General features: G+C 61.5%; 17 protein-coding genes. All 17 read left to right on the plus strand.

The features are described 5' to 3' along the window. The first annotated feature begins 63 nt into the window (after window positions 1-63). The 17 genes from cyoB (at window position 64) to lon (ending at window position 22,224) form a co-directional block, all read left to right on the plus strand. Window positions 64-2,067, plus strand: coding sequence for a cytochrome o ubiquinol oxidase subunit I (cyoB, locus tag ACN9M1_RS07010; protein ID WP_426398493.1), 2,004 nt, complete (start codon window positions 64-66; stop codon window positions 2,065-2,067). Further along, window positions 2,060-2,716 (plus strand): cytochrome o ubiquinol oxidase subunit III, encoded by a 657-nt coding sequence (gene cyoC, locus ACN9M1_RS07015; RefSeq protein ID WP_426398494.1) that lies wholly within the window; start codon window positions 2,060-2,062, stop codon window positions 2,714-2,716. The genes cyoB and cyoC overlap by 8 nt, the downstream gene beginning before the upstream one ends. After that, window positions 2,713-3,141, plus strand: a complete 429-nt coding sequence (gene cyoD, locus ACN9M1_RS07020) for a cytochrome o ubiquinol oxidase subunit IV (protein ID WP_426398495.1) — start codon at window positions 2,713-2,715, stop codon at window positions 3,139-3,141. The genes cyoC and cyoD overlap by 4 nt, the downstream gene beginning before the upstream one ends. A gap of 47 nt (window positions 3,142-3,188) precedes the next feature. Next, window positions 3,189-3,383, plus strand: coding sequence for a hypothetical protein (locus tag ACN9M1_RS07025; protein WP_426398496.1), 195 nt, complete (start codon window positions 3,189-3,191; stop codon window positions 3,381-3,383). A gap of 157 nt (window positions 3,384-3,540) precedes the next feature. Next, complete coding sequence (locus ACN9M1_RS07030) at window positions 3,541-4,047, plus strand: sigma-70 family RNA polymerase sigma factor (protein WP_426398497.1); 507 nt, start codon at window positions 3,541-3,543, stop codon at window positions 4,045-4,047. Between the two features lie 95 nt (window positions 4,048-4,142). Beyond that, entirely contained in the window at window positions 4,143-6,359 is a 2,217-nt protein-coding gene (locus ACN9M1_RS07035; protein WP_426398498.1) for a TonB-dependent siderophore receptor, read from the plus strand. Window positions 6,360-6,649: 290 nt separating this feature from the next. Then, window positions 6,650-8,029 (plus strand): lysine N(6)-hydroxylase/L-ornithine N(5)-oxygenase family protein, encoded by a 1,380-nt coding sequence (locus ACN9M1_RS07040; protein WP_426398499.1) that lies wholly within the window; start codon window positions 6,650-6,652, stop codon window positions 8,027-8,029. Further along, on the plus strand, window positions 8,026-9,273 hold the full coding sequence (locus ACN9M1_RS07045; RefSeq protein ID WP_426398500.1) for an MFS transporter: 1,248 nt from the start codon (window positions 8,026-8,028) through the stop codon (window positions 9,271-9,273). The genes ACN9M1_RS07040 and ACN9M1_RS07045 overlap by 4 nt, the downstream gene beginning before the upstream one ends. After that, the gene (locus tag ACN9M1_RS07050) at window positions 9,263-9,859 is read left to right on the plus strand and encodes a GNAT family N-acetyltransferase (protein WP_426398501.1); all 597 of its coding nucleotides are present in this window, start codon (window positions 9,263-9,265) and stop codon (window positions 9,857-9,859) included. The genes ACN9M1_RS07045 and ACN9M1_RS07050 overlap by 11 nt, the downstream gene beginning before the upstream one ends. A gap of 15 nt (window positions 9,860-9,874) precedes the next feature. Continuing rightward, on the plus strand, window positions 9,875-11,752 hold the full coding sequence (locus ACN9M1_RS07055) for an IucA/IucC family protein (RefSeq protein ID WP_426398502.1): 1,878 nt from the start codon (window positions 9,875-9,877) through the stop codon (window positions 11,750-11,752). Window positions 11,753-11,760: 8 nt separating this feature from the next. Continuing rightward, on the plus strand, window positions 11,761-12,561 hold the full coding sequence (locus ACN9M1_RS07060; protein ID WP_426398503.1) for a siderophore ferric iron reductase: 801 nt from the start codon (window positions 11,761-11,763) through the stop codon (window positions 12,559-12,561). A 39-nt stretch (window positions 12,562-12,600) separates the two neighbouring features. Further along, a complete protein-coding gene (locus ACN9M1_RS07065) occupies window positions 12,601-13,761 on the plus strand; it encodes an aromatic ring-hydroxylating oxygenase subunit alpha (protein ID WP_426398504.1) in 1,161 nt (386 codons plus the stop codon). A gap of 76 nt (window positions 13,762-13,837) precedes the next feature. Then, window positions 13,838-15,856, plus strand: a complete 2,019-nt coding sequence (mnmC, locus tag ACN9M1_RS07070; RefSeq protein WP_426398505.1) for a bifunctional tRNA (5-methylaminomethyl-2-thiouridine)(34)-methyltransferase MnmD/FAD-dependent 5-carboxymethylaminomethyl-2-thiouridine(34) oxidoreductase MnmC — start codon at window positions 13,838-13,840, stop codon at window positions 15,854-15,856. 242 nt (window positions 15,857-16,098) lie between these two features. Then, a complete protein-coding gene (gene tig, locus ACN9M1_RS07075) occupies window positions 16,099-17,442 on the plus strand; it encodes a trigger factor (protein ID WP_426398506.1) in 1,344 nt (447 codons plus the stop codon). 35 nt (window positions 17,443-17,477) lie between these two features. Then, window positions 17,478-18,125: an ATP-dependent Clp endopeptidase proteolytic subunit ClpP gene (gene clpP, locus ACN9M1_RS07080; protein WP_021194574.1), complete on the plus strand. Its 648-nt coding sequence runs from the start codon at window positions 17,478-17,480 to the stop codon at window positions 18,123-18,125. Between the two features lie 186 nt (window positions 18,126-18,311). Further along, window positions 18,312-19,586, plus strand: coding sequence for an ATP-dependent Clp protease ATP-binding subunit ClpX (clpX, locus tag ACN9M1_RS07085; RefSeq protein ID WP_426398507.1), 1,275 nt, complete (start codon window positions 18,312-18,314; stop codon window positions 19,584-19,586). Window positions 19,587-19,803: 217 nt separating this feature from the next. Next, window positions 19,804-22,224 carry an endopeptidase La gene (gene lon / locus ACN9M1_RS07090; RefSeq protein WP_426398508.1) on the plus strand — a complete coding sequence of 807 codons (2,421 nt, stop codon included), beginning with the start codon at window positions 19,804-19,806 and terminating at the stop codon, window positions 22,222-22,224. The last annotated feature ends 41 nt before the right edge of the window (window positions 22,225-22,265 follow it).

The raw sequence follows: 22,265 nt of genomic DNA on the forward strand, positions 1-22,265 counted from the left end.
TTGACGTTTTTCGCGAAACCTTGATCGACCCCGATTGGCCAACATAAGGCCCAGGTGACAACCATGCCCGAGCGCTCCGAACTCGCCAACATGATCTTTGGCCGCCTGACGTGGGAGGCCATTCCGTACCACGAACCCATCTTGCTGGCCACCTTCGCCGCGGTCGCCATCGGCGGCCTGGCGCTGGTGGGCGCACTCACGTACTACCGCGTCTGGGGATACCTCTGGCGTGAATGGTTCACCAGCATCGACCACAAGAAGATCGGCATCATGTACGTGGTGCTCGGCATCGTGATGCTGCTGCGCGGCTTTGCCGATGCCGTCATGATGCGGATCCAGCAAGCCGTGGCCTTTGGCGACAACCTCGGTTACCTGCCGCCGCATCACTACGATCAGATCTTCACCGCGCATGGCGTGATCATGATCTTCTTCGTCGCCATGCCGTTGGTAACGGGCCTGATGAACTTCGTCATGCCGCTGCAAATCGGCGCGCGTGACGTGGCATTTCCGTTCCTCAACAACTTCAGCTTCTGGATGACCACGGGCGGTGCCATCCTGGTGATGATGTCGCTGTTTGTGGGCGAGTTTGCGCGTACGGGCTGGCTGGCCTATCCGCCGCTCTCCGGCATCATCGCGAGCCCGGATGTGGGGGTCGATTACTACATCTGGGCGTTACAGATTGCCGGGGTAGGGACGGTGCTATCGGGCATCAACCTGCTGGTGACCATCGTCAAGATGCGCGCGCCCGGCATGACGTTGATGCGCATGCCGATCTTCACCTGGACTGCCCTGTGCACCAACACGCTCATCGTTGCCGCCTTCCCGGTGCTGACGGCTGCTGTGACGCTGCTGGCCCTGGACCGCTACCTCGGCACGCATTTCTTCACGGTCGAGCAGGGCGGCAGCGCGATGATGTATGTGAACCTGATCTGGATCTGGGGCCACCCCGAGGTCTACATCCTGGTGCTGCCCGTGTTCGGCGTCTTCTCGGAAGTGGTGGCGACGCTCTCCCGTAAGCGCCTGTTCGGCTACGCGTCGATGGTCTATGCGACGGTGGTGATCACGGTGCTGTCGTATCTGGTTTGGCTCCACCACTTCTTTACGATGGGGTCGGGCGCGAGCGTCAACTCGTTCTTCGGGATCACCACGATGATCATCTCGATCCCGACGGGCGCGAAGATCTTCAACTGGCTGTTCACGATGTACCACGGCAAGATCCGCTTCGAGCCGCCGATGCTGTGGACAGTCGGGTTCATGGTCACCTTCGTGGTGGGCGGCATGACCGGCGTGCTGCTGGCGGTGCCGCCGGCGGACTTCTCGCTGCACAACAGCCTGTTCCTGATTGCACACTTCCATAACGTCATCATTGGTGGCGTGCTGTTCGGACTCATGGCCGGGATCACGTACTGGTTCCCGAAGGCGTTCGGTTATCGGCTGGTGTCGTCGTGGGGCAAGGCGTCGTTCTGGTTCTGGTTCGTCGGTTTCTATCTGGCGTTCATGCCGCTGTACTGGCTGGGCATGTTGGGCGTGACCCGTCGCATGAGCCATTTCGACGATCCTTCGCTGCAGATCTGGTTCCAGCTTGCAGCGCTCGGCGCGCTGCTGATCGCCATCGGCATTGCGTGCTTCCTGATCCAACTCGTGGTCAGCTTCCTGCGCCGTGAGGAATTGCGCGATACGACTGGCGACCCGTGGAATGGCCGCACGCTGGAGTGGTCGACCTCATCGCCACCGCCGCAGTACAACTTCGCGTTCACGCCGCTCGTGCATGACACCGATGCCTGGTGGCAGATGAAGCAGTACGGCTACCGGCGCCCGCAGGAAGGCTTCAAGCCGATCCACATGCCGAAGGGCACTGCGGCCGGCATTGTGCTGGCAGGGCTGTCCACGGTGTGCGGCTTTGCGCTGATCTGGCACATCTGGTGGTTGGCCATTGTGTCGTTCGCGGCCACGATCCTCTCGGCAATCGTCCATACCTTCAACTACAAGCGCGACTACTATATCCCGGCAGAAGATGTGGTCCGGACCGAAACATTGCGCACCCAACTGATGGCAGGCCATGGCTGATACGACCGCAACCCTGCATACCAACGGCACCACCATGGCGAATGTCGTGCCGCCCGGCGGCTACCAGTTCCACGTGACCGAAGAGCACCACGTGCCCAACGGCACGCTGCTTGGGTTCTGGCTCTACCTGATGAGCGATTGCCTGATCTTCGCGTGCCTCTTCGCCGCTTATGGCGTGCTGGGCCGCGAATACGCGGGCGGCCCGACCGGCGCGGAGCTGTTCGAATTGCCATTGGTGGCGCTCAACACATCGTTCCTGCTGCTGTCGTCCATCACGTATGGCTTTGCGATGCTGCAGATGCAGCAGAACAAGGCCGCTGCCATGCAGATCTGGCTGGCCATCACCTGGCTGTTCGGTGCAGCGTTCCTTGCAGTGGAGCTGTATGAATTCGCGCACCTGATCCATGAGGGTGCGGGGCCGACACGCAGCGCCTTCCTGACCTCGTTCTTCTCGCTGGTCGGCACGCACGGGTTGCACGTGACGTTCGGCCTGATCTGGCTGATCGTGCTGATGCTGCAAGTGTCGCAACACGGGTTGATCGTCGCCAACAAGCGCCGGCTGATGTGCCTGTCGATGTTCTGGCACTTTCTGGACGTCGTCTGGATCGGCGTCTTTACCTTCGTCTACCTGATGGGAACGCTGCCATGAGCGCGCAAGATCAAACGATGAATGGTCATGGCGATGCACACGATGGCCATCACCATGAGGAAGACCTCGGGCCCCACGCCACGCTGGGCGGCTATCTGACGGGGTTCGTGCTGTCCGTCTTCCTGACGGCGATTCCGTTCTGGCTCGTGATGGGCAATGTCTTCGAGAGATCGTCCACCACTGCCGTGGCGATCCTGCTGATTGGCGCGGTGCAGATCGTGGTGCACATGATCTACTTCCTGCACATGAACGCCAAATCGGAAGGTGGCTGGAACATGCTGTCGCTGATGTTCACGCTGGTGTTGGTGGTGATCACGCTTACCGGCTCGCTGTGGGTGATGTACCACCTGAATACCAACATGATGCCGCACATGCGGCCGCCAGCGCAGGCGGGCGGCACGATGCTGCCGCCCCGGACGCAGTAGGTTGCGCGCACTGACAAGGCCAGTCATACCGAACGGGAACACGCGCCATGTCCATCTTCGATGAGAACGAACACCGCGAGGCCTTCTGGGAGACCGTGCGCCAGGCCATCGAGGCGCGGGACCGGGTGGATGAAGCGCGTCGCGCCGGCCGGTTGACCGGGCTGGCGATCGGCTTGTCTGTCGGCGCGCTGGCGATTGCACTCATGGTGTGGCGGCAGCGTTCTTCCCGCGACGCGACGTAGACCTTCTTGCCGCAGCGCTCAATTCTGAGCGCTTCCTTTCAAATTCCTATTTGCGAGCAGGGCTTTCCAGACCCTACAATGAGAATAATTCTCATTTGTATTGGCGCTGCACGTGCATGTCTGCGTGCGGGCGCCTGGTGGATTCCCTGGAGCCCGCATGCCTGCCGTACAGCCCGAGCCGCTGCACGATATCGACGCCCTTTACGTGCTCCACAGCGAATGGCTGTTTGCCTGGCTGCGCAAAAAGCTCGCTTGCGCGGAGGAAGCTGCGGACGTGCTGCACGATACCTTCATGCGCGTACTGGCCCTGCCGGGTGCGCTGCATGGCGTGCACGAGCCGCGCGCGTACCTGACCACCACTGCCAAGCATCTGATGATCGATCGCGCGCGTCGGCGGCGTGTCGAATGCGCCTGCCTGGATGAACTGTCGCTGCGATCTGAGGCGTTCGGTCATGCACCGTCGCCAGAGCAGCGCATGGCGCAGGCCCAGGCGCTCCAGCACACCAGCGCGATGTTGGAGATGCTGTCGACCGCCGCGCGCGAGGCGGTTCGCTTGCGTTACATCGAAGGGCAGTCCCATGCGTGCATTGCCGAACAGCTCGGCAAGTCGACGCGCATGGTGCGCAAGTACCTCGTGCAGGCGGTCGAGCGTTGCGCGATGTAGCGATGGTCTGATGGAAAAAAGTTCTGCACGGGGTTCCGCTTTTGCCGTGTGGATCGTCGATGGGTGTGGAAACGACACGCATCTTCCAACACACCATGCCAACGCACACCAAAGCACCAAGGGTTCTTCCCATTGAAACGACTTGCCGTACGACGTTGCGCCCGCTGGCGCTCGCTGCACGGTTGACTAGCGCAGCGCTGCTGGGGGCCGCGCTGCCCGTATCGGCAACGGCGCAGGGAATCGCGCAGCGTACCACTGGCGAAGTCAGTGCCACGCTGCCAGCGACCACGGCAGTCGGCCGCGGCGAGACGGCGCAGAGCCCGGGTAAGGGTTTTGTCGCCAAGCAAAGCGCCGCCGGCACGAAGACCGATACACCGATCATCGAGACACCGCAGTCGATCTCGGTCATCACACAGCAGCAACTTGAAGATCAGAAACCGCGCGGTATTTCAGAGGCGCTCAACTACGCATCGGGCGCGTTCACCGGGCTGGTGGGTGCATCCAACCGTTATGACTACGTCGCGCTGCGCGGCTTTGCCGACAGCAGCGTCAACAACACGTTTCTCGACGGCTTGAACCTGCTGGGAGATCAAGGCAGCTACACGTCGTTCCAGATCGATCCGTATTTTCTGCAGCGCATTGACGTGCTGAAGGGGCCGGGTTCGATCCTGTATGGGCGTGCGTCGCCGGGCGGGGTGGTGGCGCTGACCACCAAAAAGCCGCTGTTCCAGCCGTACCACGAAGTCGAAATGACGGTAGGCAACCGCAACCGCCTGGAAGGCGCGTTCGATATCTCGGGGCCGATCGATGAGAACGGCGTGATGGCCTTTCGCGTGACCGGTTTGGCGCGGGGCATGGACACGCAGTTTGACCACGTGCGCGAGCAGCGCTTTGCCATCGCTCCGTCGCTGGCGATCAACTTCACGCCCAACACGCATCTGCTGCTGCAGGCGTATCTGCAGCACGACCCGGAGGGCGGCTTCCATAGCGGGGTGCCGGCCGAGGGGAGCCTCTTCCCAAGCAATGGCCGCACCATTTCACGCAACTTCTTCGATGGCGACCCGACGGTTGAAAAATTCCGCCGCACCGAACGCATGGTGGGCTATCAGTTTGAACACGCCTTCAATGATCAATGGACGGTGCGCCAGAACTTCCGCTATGTCTTCGGTGATACGCGTCTGCGCCAGATCTACGGTTATGGCTGGGCAGATGCGGACAACCTCGCGCGCTATTACTCCGGCGCCAAGGAAGCGGCGCACGCTTATACGGTCGATAACCAGCTCGAGGGCAGGTTCACGACTGGCGCCGTCAAGCACACGATGCTGGTCGGCCTCGACTACCAGAAGCGTCATGTCGATGGATTCTGGGAGTCCGGCAGCGCAGACCCGATCAACGCGTTCAACCCGGTCTATGGCAATCCGGGCCTGACCGGGGTGTCGGCCGCGCCGATCGATCGCTGGTTGGAGCAGACCGGCGTGTACGTGCAAGATCAGATTGCCATTGACCGCTGGCGCTTCACGCTTGGCGTGCGTGAAGACCACGCCAAGGCGTCGAACCTGTATGGCACGGGCACACCGTCAGAGTGGAGCGGATCGAAGTTCACCAAGCGCGCTGGGGTGGTCTACCTGTTCGACAACGGCATCGCTCCGTACTTCAGCTACGCGGATGGTTTCAACCCCAGCCTGCGCGCAGATCAGGGGGGCAACCTGCTGCAACCCGCGACGGCCAAGCAGTTCGAGGCTGGGGTGCGCTATCAGCCGACGGGCTCGAGCACGATGCTCTCCGCTGCGGTGTTCAACCTGGAGCAGGAGAACGTGGCCAGCAAACCGGTTGGCCAGGTCTACTACCTGCCCACGGGCAAGATCCGCACGCGCGGGGTGGAGCTGGAGGCGCGTTCACGGGTGATGGACACTGTCTCGGTGCTGGCCAGCTACACCTTGACCGATATGAAGTTTGTCGAGTCGGCCGAAGGGTTCACGGGTAACACGCCGTACCAGGCGCCGCGCCACGTGGCGTCGGTCTGGGGTGACTGGACGTTCATGCCGGGTTACACGGCGGGCATGGGCGTGCGCTACGTTGGAACGAGCTATGGCGACAACGCCAATCGCTTCAAAGTGCCGCCGTACACGCTGATCGATCTGATGCTACGTATCGATCTGGCGCGCTGGGACCCGTCGCTCAAGGGTGCCAAGCTGCAGTTGTCGGCCAAAAACATCTTGAATAAAACGTATGTGGCATCTTGCATGAACAGCAACTATTGTTATTGGGGTGATGCGCGTAATGTGACAGCAACCCTTTATTATCAATGGTAATCAAATTTTATTCACGAAGACATTCTGCTCTCTGTGTAGTATTGTGAATTAGATTGTTGTCCGGCAACCCTGTATTATGGTTGCCGGGTCATTCAGCATCAGTCCTGATACCGCTTCCGCGGTATTCCATGATCTTCCAGCGACCGGCATGCATCGGTCGTGATCAACCCCCACCTGAAATCACCCAGCCTAGGCGCGGCTTGATGCCGTCAGCCGAAGGGAAGCGCGCGTGCGTTCGCCCGGCTGGCGTCTTGCTGTCATCGCTTTGTCAATCAGGAGGTGCGATTGTGATGGAATCCGAGATTCATGACTTTATTGCCATCGGGTTAGGTCCGTTTAATTTAAGCCTGGCTTGCCTGGCTGAACCGATTGCGAATCTGGATGGGGTATTCCTGGAGCGTTCTCCGGAATTCAATTGGCACCCTGGTATGCTGATTGATAACACTACATTGCAGAATCCATTTCTGGCAGATCTGGTCAGCCTGGCAGACCCGAAAAGCCGCTTCAGTTACCTGAATTACTGCAAGCAGGAAGGCAAGATCTATTCGTATTACTTTCGCGAGAACTTCTATCTGAGCCGCGGGGAATACAACCGCTACTGCAAGTGGGTGGTCGCGCAGCTCACCAGCACGCGCTTTCACCACGACGTGCAGGCGTTGTCGTATGACGCACAGCACCGCTGTTATGTCGTCACGGGTTTTCGTGGCGCGGAGTGCGAACCGTTTGTGTTGCGTGCGCGCAAGCTCGTGCTTGGCGTGGGGTCGTCGCCGTCGTTCCCGGCGTGCGTGCGGCGCGATGGCCATCGCTACCTGCACACCGCCGACTACATCGACGCGCGCGAGTCATTGCACAAGAAGCGCTCCATCACCATCGTCGGTAGCGGGCAGAGCGCAGCGGAAGTCTATTGCGACCTGCTCAAGGAGAGCGACAAACACGGCTACCGCCTGGTCTGGATCACGCGCTCGCCACGCTTCTTCCAGATGGAGACCACCAAGCTGACGCTGGAGATGTTCTCGCCGGATTACATCGACCATTTCTACAGCCTGCCTGATGGTCGCAAGGACGACATCATCCGAGCGCAGGACAGTCTGTACAAGGGTGTGAACGCCAGCCTCATCAACCAGATCTACGACCTTCTGGATGACAGACGCAAGGTCGGCGATCTGCGCACGCATCTGATCACCAACTGCGAGTTGCAGGCGTGCCACTACGACGCCGCTGCGGGCAATTACGCGATCGAATTCCAGCAGGTCGACAGCGGGGCGCGCTATGCCCATCGTACTGAGGGTCTCGTGCTGGCCACGGGCTATGAGCAAAACATCCCGGCCTTCCTGGAAGGCATTCGCCACCGGCTGCGCTGGGACGCCAAGGGCCGTTACCAGCTCGCGCGCAACTATGCGGCAGACGTCAACGGCAGCGAGATCTTTGTCCAGAACGCAGGCCTGCACACGCACGGCGTGACCAATCAGGACATCGGCATGAGCTGCTACCGCAATTCCTACATCCTGCGTGAGCTGACCGGTGTGGAGCACTACAAGATCGAACCGCGCGTCGCCATCCAGGACTTTGCGATCCCGGCCACGCCGGAGTTCATCCCGCTGAGCGCAGAGAAGGGGGTGAGCGATCGGGATGGCACGGTTGTCGTAGCGGCTGCCGAGGTGACCGCATGAAGCTGCGCAACACCATCATCCTGATGACGGTGTTTGCCGTCATCAGCGATGCGATCCTGATTCCGTTCTATCCGCAGTTCTTTGCGTCGCGCTACGGGCTGGACAGCCCAGTGCACGTTGGCGCCTACGTGGCGGCGATTTCAATTGCGGTGATGTGCACGCTGCCGTTCTGGGCGCGCGTGGCCAAGCGTGTCGAACCGCTGCATTTGCTGGTCTACACGCAGTGTGCGGCAGGCACGTTCAGCCTGTTGAGCGACTGGGCGCCCGATGTGCTGACGTACTGGGTGCTATCGATGCTGATGTTCATGTGCAAGAGCAGCTATCTGCTGATGTACCCGTACATGATGCGGCTGACGCCCAAGGACCAGCACGCCGCCACGGTGGGCACGCTGTCAGTGGTCGTGCACTTTGGCGCCATCTTTGGGGCGGTGGTAGGCGGCCTCGTGCTCCAGACGTGGGGGCCGCGCGCCAGCATCGTCGCCATGGCGGCGGGCGATTTCTTCCAGATGGGCGTGTGCTGCTACCTGATCCGCAGCGGCAAGATCGTGCGTGTCAACTCGGGCGAGCATGCCAAGGCGGCAGCCGCAGAAGCCGCCAAGGTGCCGCGCACGGGTTGGCGCGACCGCCTGCCGATCCTGCGCCTGGCACTGGTGATGCTGGTGTTCGACTTCAGCGCGTATCTCATCCGCCCGTTTTTTTCGGTGTATTGGCAGCGGGCGTCAGGCGTCGACAGCGAGTTCGTCTCCGGCATGGCGTTTGCCATTCCGGGCGTGGTCGCCATCGTGGCGTTGCGCCTGCACGCGCGTATTCGTGCGCGTGGCGGCCAACTGCCGGACCACACGGTCGGCAACCTGCTGCTGGGTATGGTGGGCCTGCTGTTGCATGCGGCGCCGAATCCAATGCTGATCGTGCTTGGGCGCGTGCTGTACGGCTGGGCGCTGTTCCAGATCATCGTGAAGCTGGAGGTGAACCTGTTCCGCCTCTCCACGCCGCAGCGTTATGCCCACGACTACAGCATCACCAACTTCTTCCAGAACATGGGGGTGCTGCTGTCTTCGTTTGCGGCGGGGGCGATCGTCAATCGCTACGGGCTGCACGTACCGTTTCTGCTCGCGGCCGGCGGTTTTGTGCTGACGGCCTGGCTCGACCGACTGATCCTGAATGTGCCCAGCGCGGGCCATGTGCATGAGGCGGAGAGGGTAGACGCCGCCGCTCCATTGGAGGCGCCTGCCCATGCCAACTGACGCTTGCACCAAGCATCGCCGTGCGGATGCCGCCAGCGCGCCGTACACCGATGCCGAGGGTTTTACCTTCTACCTGCTGCGCATTCCGGAAGACATCCGAACGCTGCATCGCTGGTTTCAGCCCGAACGTGCGTCGTTCTGGCTGATGCGCGACAAGACGGAGGCCGAGATCGGTCAGGTCTACACGCAGTTGATGGACTCGGGCCACGCGACTGCGTACCTGGGGTGGAGGGGCGGTCAACCAGCCTTTCTAGCCGAATGCTACGACCCCGCGCATGACCGTATCCGCGCGTTTTACGACGTGCAGCCTGGGGATCTCGGCATGCACATCTTCATCGGGCCATCGGATGTGCGCATCCCCGGTTACACGCGCACGGTGTTTTTCGCGCTGATGCGCTTCATGTTCGTGCACCTGGGCGCGGCACGCATCGTGGTCGAGCCCGATGCCAACAACACACGCATTCATGCCATCAACCGCGCTGCGGGTTTTGTGTACGACCGCAATGTGGCGTTTCCCGAAAAGATTGCCAGCCTCGCTTTTTGCACCCAGCGAGATTTCGAACAGGCCACCACAGCCATCGTCTAAGACCAAGGATTTCTCATGAACGTCACCCTCCACAACCAGCTTTCCCAGCACCCGGCCCAGGCCGCCGCGCATCTCACGCCCGAAGTCTGGGCCCAGGCCAACCGCCTGTTGCTGCGTAAGGCGATTGCCGAATACGCACACGAGCTCATCCTGGGGCCAGAACACCTGAATGCCACGGCCTATGGTTTTGCGCTGTATCAGGTGTTCTCCGATGACGGCAAGGTTTGCTACCAGTTTGAGGCACAGCAACTCGCGTTGCGCCACTGGTTTATCAAGCCGGCGTCGATTCGTCGATCGGTCGACGGTGTGGAGCAACCGCTCGATGCGTTGCAGTTCATCATCGAATGCCGCCAGCGCCTGGGCATCCGAGACGAGCTGCTGCCGATCTACCTCGATGAGATCAGCAGCACGCTCTTTGGCAGCGCCTTCAAACGCGGGAAGGCTGATGCGCCGAGCAGCGCGCAACTTGCCGAAGCTGCCGATTTCCAGACCATCGAAGTCGCGATGATGGAAGGGCACCCGGGCTTCGTCGCCAACAACGGGCGCCTGGGCTTCACCGCCGTCGACTATCAGGCCTATGCGCCGGAAGCCGGCTCGGACATTCGCGTGATCTGGCTGGCTGTGCACAAGGACCACGCCACGCCATCCACGCTGTCCACGTTGAGCTATGCGCAATTGCTGGTTGAGGAACTGGGCCAGGACACGGTGGACGATTTCACGCGCCAGGTGGCTGCCAAGGGCGTGGACCCGGCCGACTACCACTTCATGCCCGCGCATCCGTGGCAGTGGTTCAACAAGCTCTCCATCGCGTTTGCGGGCTACGTCGCCCAGCGCAAGATCATTTGCCTGGACTACAGCGCCGACCACTACATCGCCCAGCAATCCATCCGTACGTTCTTCAACACGAGCGATCGCACCAAGCGCTACGTAAAGACGTCGCTGTCGATCCTGAATATGGGGTTCATGCGCGGGCTGTCGCCGTACTACATGTCGGGCACCCCGGCCATCAACGAGTTCATCAAGGGGCTGGTGGCGGACGATGCGTTCCTGCGCCAAAACGGATTCACCATCCTGCAGGAAGTTGCAGCCATCGGCTTTCGCAACTTCTATTACGAGGCGGCCATCCCGGTGGATACGCCCTACAAGAAGCAGTTCTCGGCGCTGTGGCGCGAAAACCCGCTGCCGCTGCTGCAACCGGGCGAACGCCTGATGACGATGGCGGCACTGCTGCACGTCGACAAGGACGGCCATGCGCTGATGCCGGAGTTGATTCGTCGCTCTGGCCTGCCGGCGCTTGCCTGGATTCGCCGCTACCTTGAGGTGTACCTCACACCGCTGCTGCATTGCTTCTATGCCTACGAGCTCACCTTCATGCCGCACGGTGAAAACCTCATTCTCGTGATAGACAACTACGTGCCCGTGCGCGCCATCATGAAAGACATTGCCGAGGAATGCGCCATCCTCGATATCAAGGCGCGCGCGTGGCTGCCCGAACGCGTCCAGCGCCTCGCCGTGGAAGTGCCAGACCACTTCAAGCTGCTCGGCATCTTCATCGACGTGTTTGATGGCGTGCTGCGCCACATCAATCAAGTGCTGGTGGAAAACGACTGCTGCACTGAAGACGCGTTCTGGGGTGCCGTGGCCGAATGCGTCTATGACTATCAGGACGCCCACCCCGAGCATGCCGCCAAGTACGCGCACTACGACATGTTCGTGCCCGAGTTCCTGCACTCGTGCCTGAATCGCCTGCAACTCGGCAACAACGTGCAGATGGTGAATCTGGCTGACCCCGCGTCGAGCCTGAAAATCGCGGGCCACCTGATCAACCCGATTGCCAAGTTTCGCCGCGTGGTACAGCCTGCACCGGCTGACGTTGCAGAAGCGGCTGCATGACGGACGGCATGCGAGGCCTTTCCGAAGAAGCCAGCGGGCAGGGCTTCGTCATGGCACCCGTCTGGCGCCCCTCGTCCGCACCCGATCTCACCCGCGTGTGGGAGGCAGTCGAGCGCGTCATCCCCAGCCTGCGTGGCGGGCGGTGCGGGGCGGCTACAGCCGACGCGCTGCAACTTGACGACGACGCTGCATGGCAGCGCCTGTGCGATCACTGGGCGCGGGCTTATCCGGAAGCTGGCGCGCATTACCTCGCGCTACGCTGCTGGGGCTTGGCGATCTGGCAACCGATCTATCTCTGCGTGATCGCCGTCCACCTCGGGGCGCCGGTGCCGCAACTGGCGGGTATGTCGCAGCCGGTCAGAGACGGCTTCCCCAGTGGCCTGCATTTGCGGGAACACGCGCCAATCGATGGCCTCTTCGCCGAACGGATGGACGCCGCTGCCGTTGAGCTTCGTGGGTTCTGCGCGACAGTCCGTCGGATGCTGAAGCCCAAGGTGGCACTCCATGACCGCGCGGCCGATCGGCTGCAAGCGGAATGCGTGCTTGGCGCGCTCCTGGCCGAGCGCCCGCACACGTCGTTGTCCAATGCTGAGGTGATGGTCATGGGGGAAGCGTGGCTCGCGCGCCTGGGCATTACTGGCGGCTGCGGCTTCTTCGCTTACCGCGCTCGTGACGGCACGGCTGCACTCGCGCTCGACCGCAAGGTCTGCTGCCACCATTTCCGTCGCCACGACGGGGTGAAGTGCAGCACCTGTCCAAAGCTCTCGCTCGACGCACGCATCGCCCGCTTGCTGGATGAGGCGTCATAGCCTGCGTCGTGCCTGACCGTCACCCATGTTGGAGCCCCGATGACCGATATCGGACGCCTGGCCCACGTGATGCCAGCGCATACCCAATTACCCGTCGCCGCGTATTTTGACGACGACTTGTTCGCTCTCGAACTGGAAACCATCTTCAGGCAATCCGCCTGCTACGTCGGCAACGAGAAAGCCGTGCCCGAATCCGGAGACTGGCGCCGCCTTGTGCACGAAGGTGGCGGCCGCGTGCTCGTGCGCAACGCTGGCGGCGTGGAATTGATGTCCAACGTCTGTCGCCACCGGCAGGCGCTCATCCTCGGCGGTGAGGCTGGCAACGTTACCGGCGCAGGTCATGCCACCGGCAACCTGCGCGCAGCCGGCGGCAACATCGTCTGCCCGCTGCACCGCTGGACGTACACAGACCGCGGAGAGCTGATCGGCGCGCCGCAGTTTGCCAGCACACCCTGCAAGAACCTGCAGCGCTTCACGCTGCGCAACTGTCATGGCTTGCTGTTCGAAGGGCCGCGCGATCCTGCTCGCGACATGGCGCCGCTGTTCGCACGGCCCGAGTTCGACTTTGGCGATTACGTGCTCGATCACGTGGAGGTGCACCAATGCAACTACAACTGGAAGACCTTCATCGAGGTCTACCTGGAGGATTACCACGTCGCACCGTTCCATCCCGGCCTCGGCCATTTCGTGACGTGCGACAACCTGGAATGGGAGTTTGCCGACTGGTACAGCATGCAGCGCGTCGGCATTCATCAGGCGCTCAGCCAGCCTGGCTCCGACGTGTATGGCGCATGGCACGACCGATTGCTCGACTACCGCGCCGGCACATCGCCTGACTTCGGCGCCATCTGGGTCACGTATTTCCCCACCCACATGATCGAGCTGTATCCGCACGTGCTGGTGCTTTCCACGCTGTACCCCAAGGGGCCGCAGGACACCGTCAACGTGGTCGAGTTCTACTACCCGGAAGAGATCGCCGCGTTCGAGCGCGAGTTCGTGGAAGCACAACGCGCTGCCTACATGGAAACCTGCATCGAAGACGACGAGATTGGCGAGCGCATGGACGCGGGGCGCCGCGCACTGATGGCGCGCGGCGTGTCGGAAACCGGTCCGTACCAGTCGCCACTCGAAGACGGCATGCGGCATTTCCATGCGTGGTACCGCCGGCTCATGGGCACATTGCCGATCGCGGACGTCTAGCCGCATGGGCCTGCGCCAAGTCAACGCGGGCGAGGAGGGCGGCGGTACAATCCGCAGCTTCTTTCCAGGGTGTTTCATGCCACGCGGCCTCGTTCTCGCCACGCCTCAACTCACGTCTGAAGGCACGCCGTTCTCCGCGCAATACGACGACGTCTATCACAGCACCGAAGGCGGACTGGCGCAGGCGCAGCACGTCTTTATCGGCGGCAATGGTCTGCCCGGCGCGTGGCACGGCAAGAGTGCATTCACCATTGTCGAGACCGGCTTCGGCCAGGGCCTGAATTTTCTGGCGACATGGCAGGCGTGGCGCGACGATCCGCAGCGTTGCACGCGGCTCGATTTCGTTTCCATCGAGAAGCACCCGTTCGATCGCGCAGGCTTGTCCGTCGTCCATCCGAAAGACGGCGTGCTTGCACCGCTTGCGCAAGCGCTGCGTCAGGCGTGGCCTGTGCCGGTGCCCGGTGTGCATCGCCTCGTATTTGATGGGGGCCGCGTTACGCTCACGTTGTTCTTCGGTGATGCGATGGAGATGCTGCCGCAGCTTTCCTGCGCGGCCGATGCGTTCTATCTCGACGGCTTTTCTCCCGCCAAGAACCCTGATCTCTGGCAACCGCGCGTCTTCAAGCAGCTCGCGCGTGTGGCGCGCGCCGGCGCCACGTTGGCCACTTACACCGCTGCGGGCTTCGTGCGGCGCGGGTTGCAGGAGGCCGGCTTCGAAACGCGCAAGGCCCCCGGTTTCGGTACCAAGCGCGACATGACCCTCGCCCAGTTTCCAACGCACTGGCGTACACGGCGCGGGCCCGCTGAAGCGCCCGTCTGGAGTGAGCGTCATGCCATCGTCATTGGTGCCGGGCTTGCGGGCTGCTCCGTCGCGGAACGGCTCGTGGCCCGCGGCTGGCGCATCACGCTGATCGATGCAAATGATGGACCGGCGCGCGGTACGTCGGCGCATCGCGCAGCAGCCATGCATCCGCACGTGTCCATCGATGACAGCGTGCTGTCACGCTTGTCGCGCGCTGGGAACCTGCTCGCACGCCGCCATTGGGATGCGCTCGATCACGCTGGCTTCACCACGGGTTTCCAGCCCACTGGCGTGCTGCAACTTGCCGAGCACGCTGAAGACGCCCTCGAGCAGCAGCGCATCGTGGCAGCGCTCGGCTACCCCACCGACTACATCGATTGGCTCAATGCAGATCAAGCCGCCAAACGTGTTGGCGCCAGCGTCCCGCAGGGTGGCTGGTGGTTCGCGCAAGCTGGTTGGGTGGCGCCGCCCGATGTCTGCCGTGCAAATCTTGCGGCGGCCGGTCACGCCATCCACACATGCTGGAAGACGCTGGTTGCATCGCTGCGGCAGCAAGACGGCCTGTGGCAAGTGCTTGATGCTCACGGTCTGTTAATTGTTGAAGCGCCCGTCGTCGTTCTCGCCAATAGCCTGGACGCAGCACGTCTTGCGCCATTGGCATCGGCGTCGCTCAAGCCGGTGCGCGGTCAGCTCACCGATGTGCCTGTCACCAGTCTGGAAGCCGGCGCCGCGTGGCCCAAAGCCGTTGTCTGCGGTGATGGTTATCTGTTGCCGGCCGAGAAGGGCGCGCAAACGGTGCGCACCGGGTCCTCCTTCCAGCCAGGCGAATACAGTTTGACCGAGCGCACCGCCGATCACGCGGCCAACCTTCGACGACTCGCCGCGCTGCAACCGCAGCAATCCTCCGCGCTTGCGCGGGTCGAGCCTACGCAACTGCGGGGCTACGTCGGTGTGCGCTGTGTCTCTGCTAACCGGCTGCCACTGATCGGCCCAGTGGTAGATGAGGCGGCTGCCATGGCCCCGGGTTTCCGTCTACGCGGGCCGCATGCGCAGCTTCCGCGCCTTGCCGGGCTGTATGCCGCACTTGCGTATGGGTCGCGCGGCCTTACATGGTCGGTGCTTGGCGCGGAAGTGCTAGCGGCGCAAATCGATGGGGGCCCGCTGCCACTGGAGAGTGATCTTGCGGCCGCGGTTGATCCAGGCCGGTTTGCCCTGCGCGCATTGCAGCATGGGCGCACGCAAGCGGAGGGCGCCGCCCCCGCCGAAAGCGAGGCGGCGGATACGCAGGATTAACGCGCCGTTTGAAGGGTTTTCCGAGCGTTCAGACCCAAAAAATCAAGGCTGCCGAACGTTCCATGCCATAATATGCGTTTTGCGTTTGCCAGCCTGAATACGGTTGTTGTGCCGCTGAAGTCCCACCTAAGCGGTCCCAGCATCGCATTCCTGCAAGCCCGGCAAGACCAAGAACTGAACCACGGCTGCTGCTGGCGCTGCGCCGTTCGACGCAACTTTCATCTGATTCTGGAATTACGACCATGTCGACTATCGAAAACCTCGGCAAGCTTGATCGCAAAGTGACCCTGGCTGTCCCGAAGGCCGAAGTGGAGCAAGAGAAGCAAAGCCGTCTGGCGCGTCTGTCCAAGACCGTCAAGATGTCCGGCTTCCGCCCGGGCAAGGTCCCGATGAAGATGGTCGAGAAGCAATACGGCCAGCAAGTTGAATTCGAAGTCCGCTACGACAAGGCTGCTCGCCAGTTCTTCGACATCACCAATGAGCAAGGCGTGAAGGTTGCCGGCCAACCGCGCTTCGAGCTGAAGACGGAAGGCGTGGCTGACGACCAAGTCGCATTCGACGCCACCTTCGAGGTGTATCCGGAAGTCAAGCTGGGCGATCTGGCCGGCGCGGAACTGACCCGCACCAAGACCGAGATCACCGACGCTGAAATCGACAAGACGCTGGACATCCTGCGCAAGCAACGTGTGCACTATCACCCGCGCGGCGAAGCCGGTGACCACGGTGACGGTGGCGAAGCTGTCGCACAAAACGGCGACCGCGTGACGGTCGACTTCGTTGGCACGATCGACGGCGTGGAATTCGCTGGCGGCAAGGCTGAAGGTTTCAGCTTCGTGCTGGGCGAAGGCCGCATGCTGCCGGAATTCGAGCAAGCGACGCTGGGCCTGAAGCAGGGCGAGTCGAAGAAATTCCCGCTGGCTTTCCCCGAGGACTACCACGGCAAGGACGTGGCCGGTAAGACCGCGGAATTTACCGTTACGCTCAAGCAGGTCGAGTGGGCACACCTGCCGGAAGTCAACGAAGCCTTCGCGCAATCGCTGGGTATCGCCGACGGCAACCTCGACAAGATGCGCGCCGACATCCGCGAAAACCTCGAGCGTGAAGTCAAGCGTCGCACGCACGCGCTGCTCAAGGACCAAGTCATGGAAGCGCTGCTGAAGGTGGCAGAGCTGGACGTGCCGAAGTCGCTGGTCGAACAAGATCAAGAGCGCCTGGTCGAAATGGCCCGCCGTGACCTCGAATCGCGCGGCATGCCGAACGCCAAGAACATGCCGATCCCGGCCGAGATGTTCACGCAACAAGCCGAGCGCCGTGTGAAACTGGGTCTGGTGCTGGCTGAAGTCGTGAAGGCGAACAACCTGGAAGCCAAGCCGGAGCAGATCAAGGCCGAGATCGAAGAGTTCGCCAAGAGCTACGAAGATCCGAAGGAAGTCATCCGCTGGTACTACGGTGACCAACAGCGCCTGGCCGAAATGGAAGCCTACGTGCTCGAAAACAACGTGGTAAATTTTGTGTGCGACAAGGCCAAGGTCACTGACAAGGCTGTGTCGTTCGAAGAGCTGACCGCCACCCCGGCGCAAGGCTGATTCGATCGATTCCGAAATAAGCACCGGAGAACCGCATGATCCGCAATGAACTGATCGACCAACTTGCCCGCACCCAGGCTTCCGCGCTCGAAACGCAGGGGCTCGGTCTGGTGCCGATGGTGGTCGAGCAGTCTGGCCGCGGCGAGCGCGCCTACGATATCTACTCGCGCCTGCTCAAGGAGCGCGTGATCTTCATGGTGGGCGAGGTCAACGACCAGACTGCCAACCTCGTGGTGGCACAGCTGCTGTTCCTGGAAAGCGAGAACCCCGACAAGGACATCTCGCTGTACATCAACTCGCCGGGCGGCTCGGTGTCGTCGGGTCTGGCGATGTACGACACGATGCAGTTCATCAAGCCGGATGTGTCGACGCTGTGCATGGGCATGGCCGCCAGCATGGGTGCGTTCCTGCTGGCCGCTGGCGCGAAGGGCAAGCGCTTGGCGCTGCCGAATTCGCGGATCATGATCCACCAGCCGCTGGGTGGTGCGCGTGGTCAGGCATCCGACATCGAGATCCAGGCGCGCGAAATCCTGTACTTGCGCGAGCGCCTGAACACGGTGCTCTCGGAGGCGACTGGCCAGCCGGTCGACAAGATTGCCCGCGATACGGACCGCGACAACTTCATGAGCAGCGAACAGGCCAAGGAATACGGCCTGATCGACCAGGTCATCAGCAAGCGGTAAAACGCGGATGTGCGCCATAGCCGGTGCATTCCGAGGCACCTCGGCGGCACACTGGTTGAGCGCGCAAAGCATGTCAAGCGGTGTCAAAAACGAGGCTTCGCGCCTCGTTTTTGCTTTGTACAACACCAGCGGATCGTCGCCAGATAATTTGGCGTATGATGCTGCCAAGAACTACTGGTAATCGTTATGGCGGACAAGAAAGGCTCGACTGGCGAAAAGCTGCTGTATTGCTCGTTCTGCGGCAAGAGCCAGCATGAGGTCAAGAAACTGATTGCCGGCCCCTCGGTCTTCATCTGCGATGAATGCATCGACCTGTGCAACGAGATCATCCGGGACGAAGCAGCCATCTCCGAGAAGGAAGGTGGTCTGGCCGTCAAGTCCGACCTTCCCACCCCGCATGAGATCCGCCAAAGCCTCGACCAATATGTGATTGGTCAGGAGCAGGCCAAGAAGATCCTGGCGGTCGCGGTCTACAACCATTACAAGCGCTTGAAGCACCTCGGCAAGAAGGATGATGTCGAGCTGTCCAAGAGCAACATCCTGCTCATCGGCCCCACGGGCTCGGGTAAAACGCTCCTTGCGCAAACGCTGGCACGTCTGCTGAATGTGCCGTTCGTCATCGCCGATGCGACCACGCTGACTGAAGCCGGCTACGTGGGCGAAGACGTCGAAAACATCATCCAGAAGCTGCTGCAGAACTGCAATTACGAGGTGGACAAGGCCCAGCGCGGCATCGTCTACATCGATGAAATCGACAAGATTTCGCGCAAGTCTGACAACCCTTCCATTACCCGAGACGTTTCTGGGGAAGGCGTGCAGCAGGCGCTGCTCAAACTGGTTGAGGGGACGATGGCCTCCGTGCCACCCCAAGGTGGTCGCAAGCATCCGAACCAAGACTTCCTGCAGGTCGATACCACTAACATCCTGTTCATTTGCGGCGGTGCGTTCGATGGTCTGGAGAAGATCATCGTGCAGCGTTCCGACAAGACCGGGATCGGTTTCGGCGCGGAAGTGCAGAGCAAGGAAGAGCGCGAGGTCAGCGAAGTGCTGCTTGAGGTGGAGCCGGAAGACCTCATCAAGTTTGGCCTGATTCCCGAGCTGATCGGCCGTCTGCCTGTGGTGGCGACGTTGGCCAAGCTGGACGAAGCGGCCCTGATGGAAATTCTGGTCGAACCGAAGAATGCGATCGTCAAGCAGTATCAGAAACTGCTGGCAATGGAAGGGGTGGAGTTGGAAATTCGTCCCAGCGCGCTGACGGCGATTGCCCGCAAGGCAATCAAGCGCAAGACGGGCGCGCGCGGTTTGCGTTCCATCGTCGAGCACGCGCTCATGGATGTGATGTATGACCTCCCCAACCACAAGGGTGTGCAGAAGGTGGTGATCGATGAAAGCACGATCGCTGGCGACGGCAAGCCCTTGCTGATTTACGAAGAGCAGCCCAAAGTTGCAGGTTCCAACTGAGAGCCATTCACGGTCCAGCCGTTGGTTGTGACTGTGCACAGGTTCTGATGCGAATGCCCGGCCGGGATGTGCCGTAAGCATCCCAAGCAGGAAGCCGTTCGCACGCGAGCGGCTTTTTTGCTTCGGGAAACCGGGCCGGCATGCGACTTGCAGCAGCGGTCTTGTAAAACCGTCGCTGCGCCCAATTTAGCCCTTACATGACTTTCTGGGGAAAATAATGTCCGGAACCCAACTTTTACCCGCTGAGCAGATTCGCCTGCCGCTGTTGCCGCTGCGTGACGTGGTGGTGTTTCCGCATATGGTGATTCCGCTGTTCGTGGGGCGCCCCAAGTCCATCAAGGCGCTGGAAGCCGCGATGGAGGCGGGCAAGAGCATCATGCTGGTGGCCCAAAAGACCGCCGCCAAGGATGAGCCGACCGACAAGGACCTCTACGAGGTCGGTTGTATCGCCAACATCCTGCAGATGCTGAAGCTGCCGGACGGCACTGTGAAGGTGCTGGTCGAGGGCACGCAACGCGCCAATATCCTGACCGTGACCGACGACGAATCGCACTTCTTCTGCGAAGCGGTGCCCGTCGGCCCGGAACCGACTGAGTCGGCCGAGACCGAGGCGCTGCGTCGCGCCATCGTGTCGCAGTTCGATCAGTACGTGAAGCTGAACAAGAAGATCCCGCCGGAAATCCTGACCTCGCTGTCGGGTATCGACGAGCCGGGTCGCCTGGCTGACACCATCGCCGCGCATCTGCCGATCAAGCTCGAGCAGAAGCAGAAGATTCTCGAGATGTTCAACGTGACCGAACGTCTGGAGAGCTTGCTGTCGCAACTTGAAGGTGAGATCGACATCCTGCAGGTGGAAAAGCGCATCCGCGGCCGCGTCAAGCGCCAGATGGAGAAGAGCCAGCGCGAGTACTACCTGAACGAGCAGGTCAAGGCCATCCAGAAGGAACTGGGTGAGGGCGAAGAAGGCGCTGATCTTGAAGAGCTGGACAAGAAGATCAAGGCCGCCCGCATGCCGAAGGAGGCCAAGAAGAAGGCCGACTCCGAGTTCAAGAAGCTCAAGCTGATGTCGCCGATGTCGGCCGAGGCAACGGTCGTGCGCAACTACATCGACACGCTGGTCGGGCTGCCGTGGCGCAAGAAGAGCAAGGTCAACAATGACCTGTCGAACGCCGAGCAGGTGCTGGATCAGGACCACTATGGTCTGGAGAAGGTGAAGGAACGCATTCTCGAGTACCTCGCGGTGCAACAGCGTGTCGACAAGCTGAAGGCGCCGATTCTGTGCCTCGTGGGGCCGCCGGGTGTGGGTAAGACTTCGCTCGGGCAGTCCGTGGCCCGTGCGACGAACCGCAAGTTCGTGCGCATGGCGCTGGGTGGTGTGCGTGACGAGGCGGAGATCCGCGGTCACCGCCGTACCTACATCGGGTCGATGCCGGGCAAGATCCTGCAGAGCCTGACCAAGGTCGGCGTGCGTAACCCGCTGTTCCTGCTCGACGAAATCGACAAGATGGGCGCGGACTTCCGCGGCGATCCGTCGTCGGCGCTGCTCGAAGTGCTGGACCCGGAACAGAACCACACGTTCCAGGACCACTACATCGAAGTGGACTTCGACCTGTCGGACGTGATGTTCGTGGCGACGTCGAACTCGCTGAACATTCCGGCGCCGCTGCTGGATCGGATGGAAGTGATCCGCCTGTCGGGCTACACCGAAGACGAAAAGGTCAACATCGCCCGCCGCTACTTGCTGCCTAAGCAGATCAAGAGCAACGGTCTGAAGGAAGGCGAGATCGAGGTGACCGAAGCCGCGCTGCGCGACATCATCCGCTACTACACGCGCGAAGCCGGTGTGCGTTCGCTGGAGCGCGAGGTCTCGAAGATCTGCCGCAAGGTCGTCAAGCAATTGCTGTTGAAGAAGGAAGCCGGCACGTCCGTGAAGGTGGATTCGGACAACCTGGACAAATTCCTGGGCGTGCGTCGTTTCGACTTTGGTCTGGCCGGCAAGGAAGACCAGGTGGGCCAGGTGACCGGTCTGGCGTGGACGGAAGTGGGCGGCGATCTGCTGACCATCGAAGCCGCGGTGATGCCGGGCAAGGGCAACATTACCCGCACCGGTTCGCTGGGCGACGTGATGAAGGAATCGGTCGAGGCTGCGCGTTCGGTGGTGCGTTCGCGGTCGGCGCGTCTGGGTATCAAGGATGAGATGTTCGAGAAGCGCGACATCCACATCCACGTGCCCGAAGGCGCGACGCCCAAGGACGGCCCATCGGCAGGTATCGCGATGACGACGGCGCTGGTGTCGGTGCTGACCGGTATTCCGGTGCGTGCCGACGTGGCGATGACTGGCGAAATCACGCTGCGCGGCGAAGTGCTGCCGATCGGTGGTCTGAAGGAAAAGCTGTTGGCTGCTCACCGTGGTGGCATCAAGCTGGCGCTGATTCCGGAAGAGAACGTCAAGGACTTGGCGGACATTCCGGACAACGTGAAGAACAGCATCGAAATTCAGCCGGTGCGCTGGATCGACAAGGTGCTGGAACTCGCGCTGGTGCGCAAGCCCGAGCCCCTGCCGGAAGAGGAAGCCAAGCCGGCACCCGAAGCCGCGAAAACGGATGACGGGAAGTCGCAGGAGATGGTGCATCATTGATGCCGCAGCCTGCTTAGGTTGAAGAAGGGCCCGACAGTGTT

It is taken from the genome of Ralstonia sp. R-29 (assembly GCF_049913345.1).
Lineage (GTDB): Bacteria > Pseudomonadota > Gammaproteobacteria > Burkholderiales > Burkholderiaceae > Ralstonia.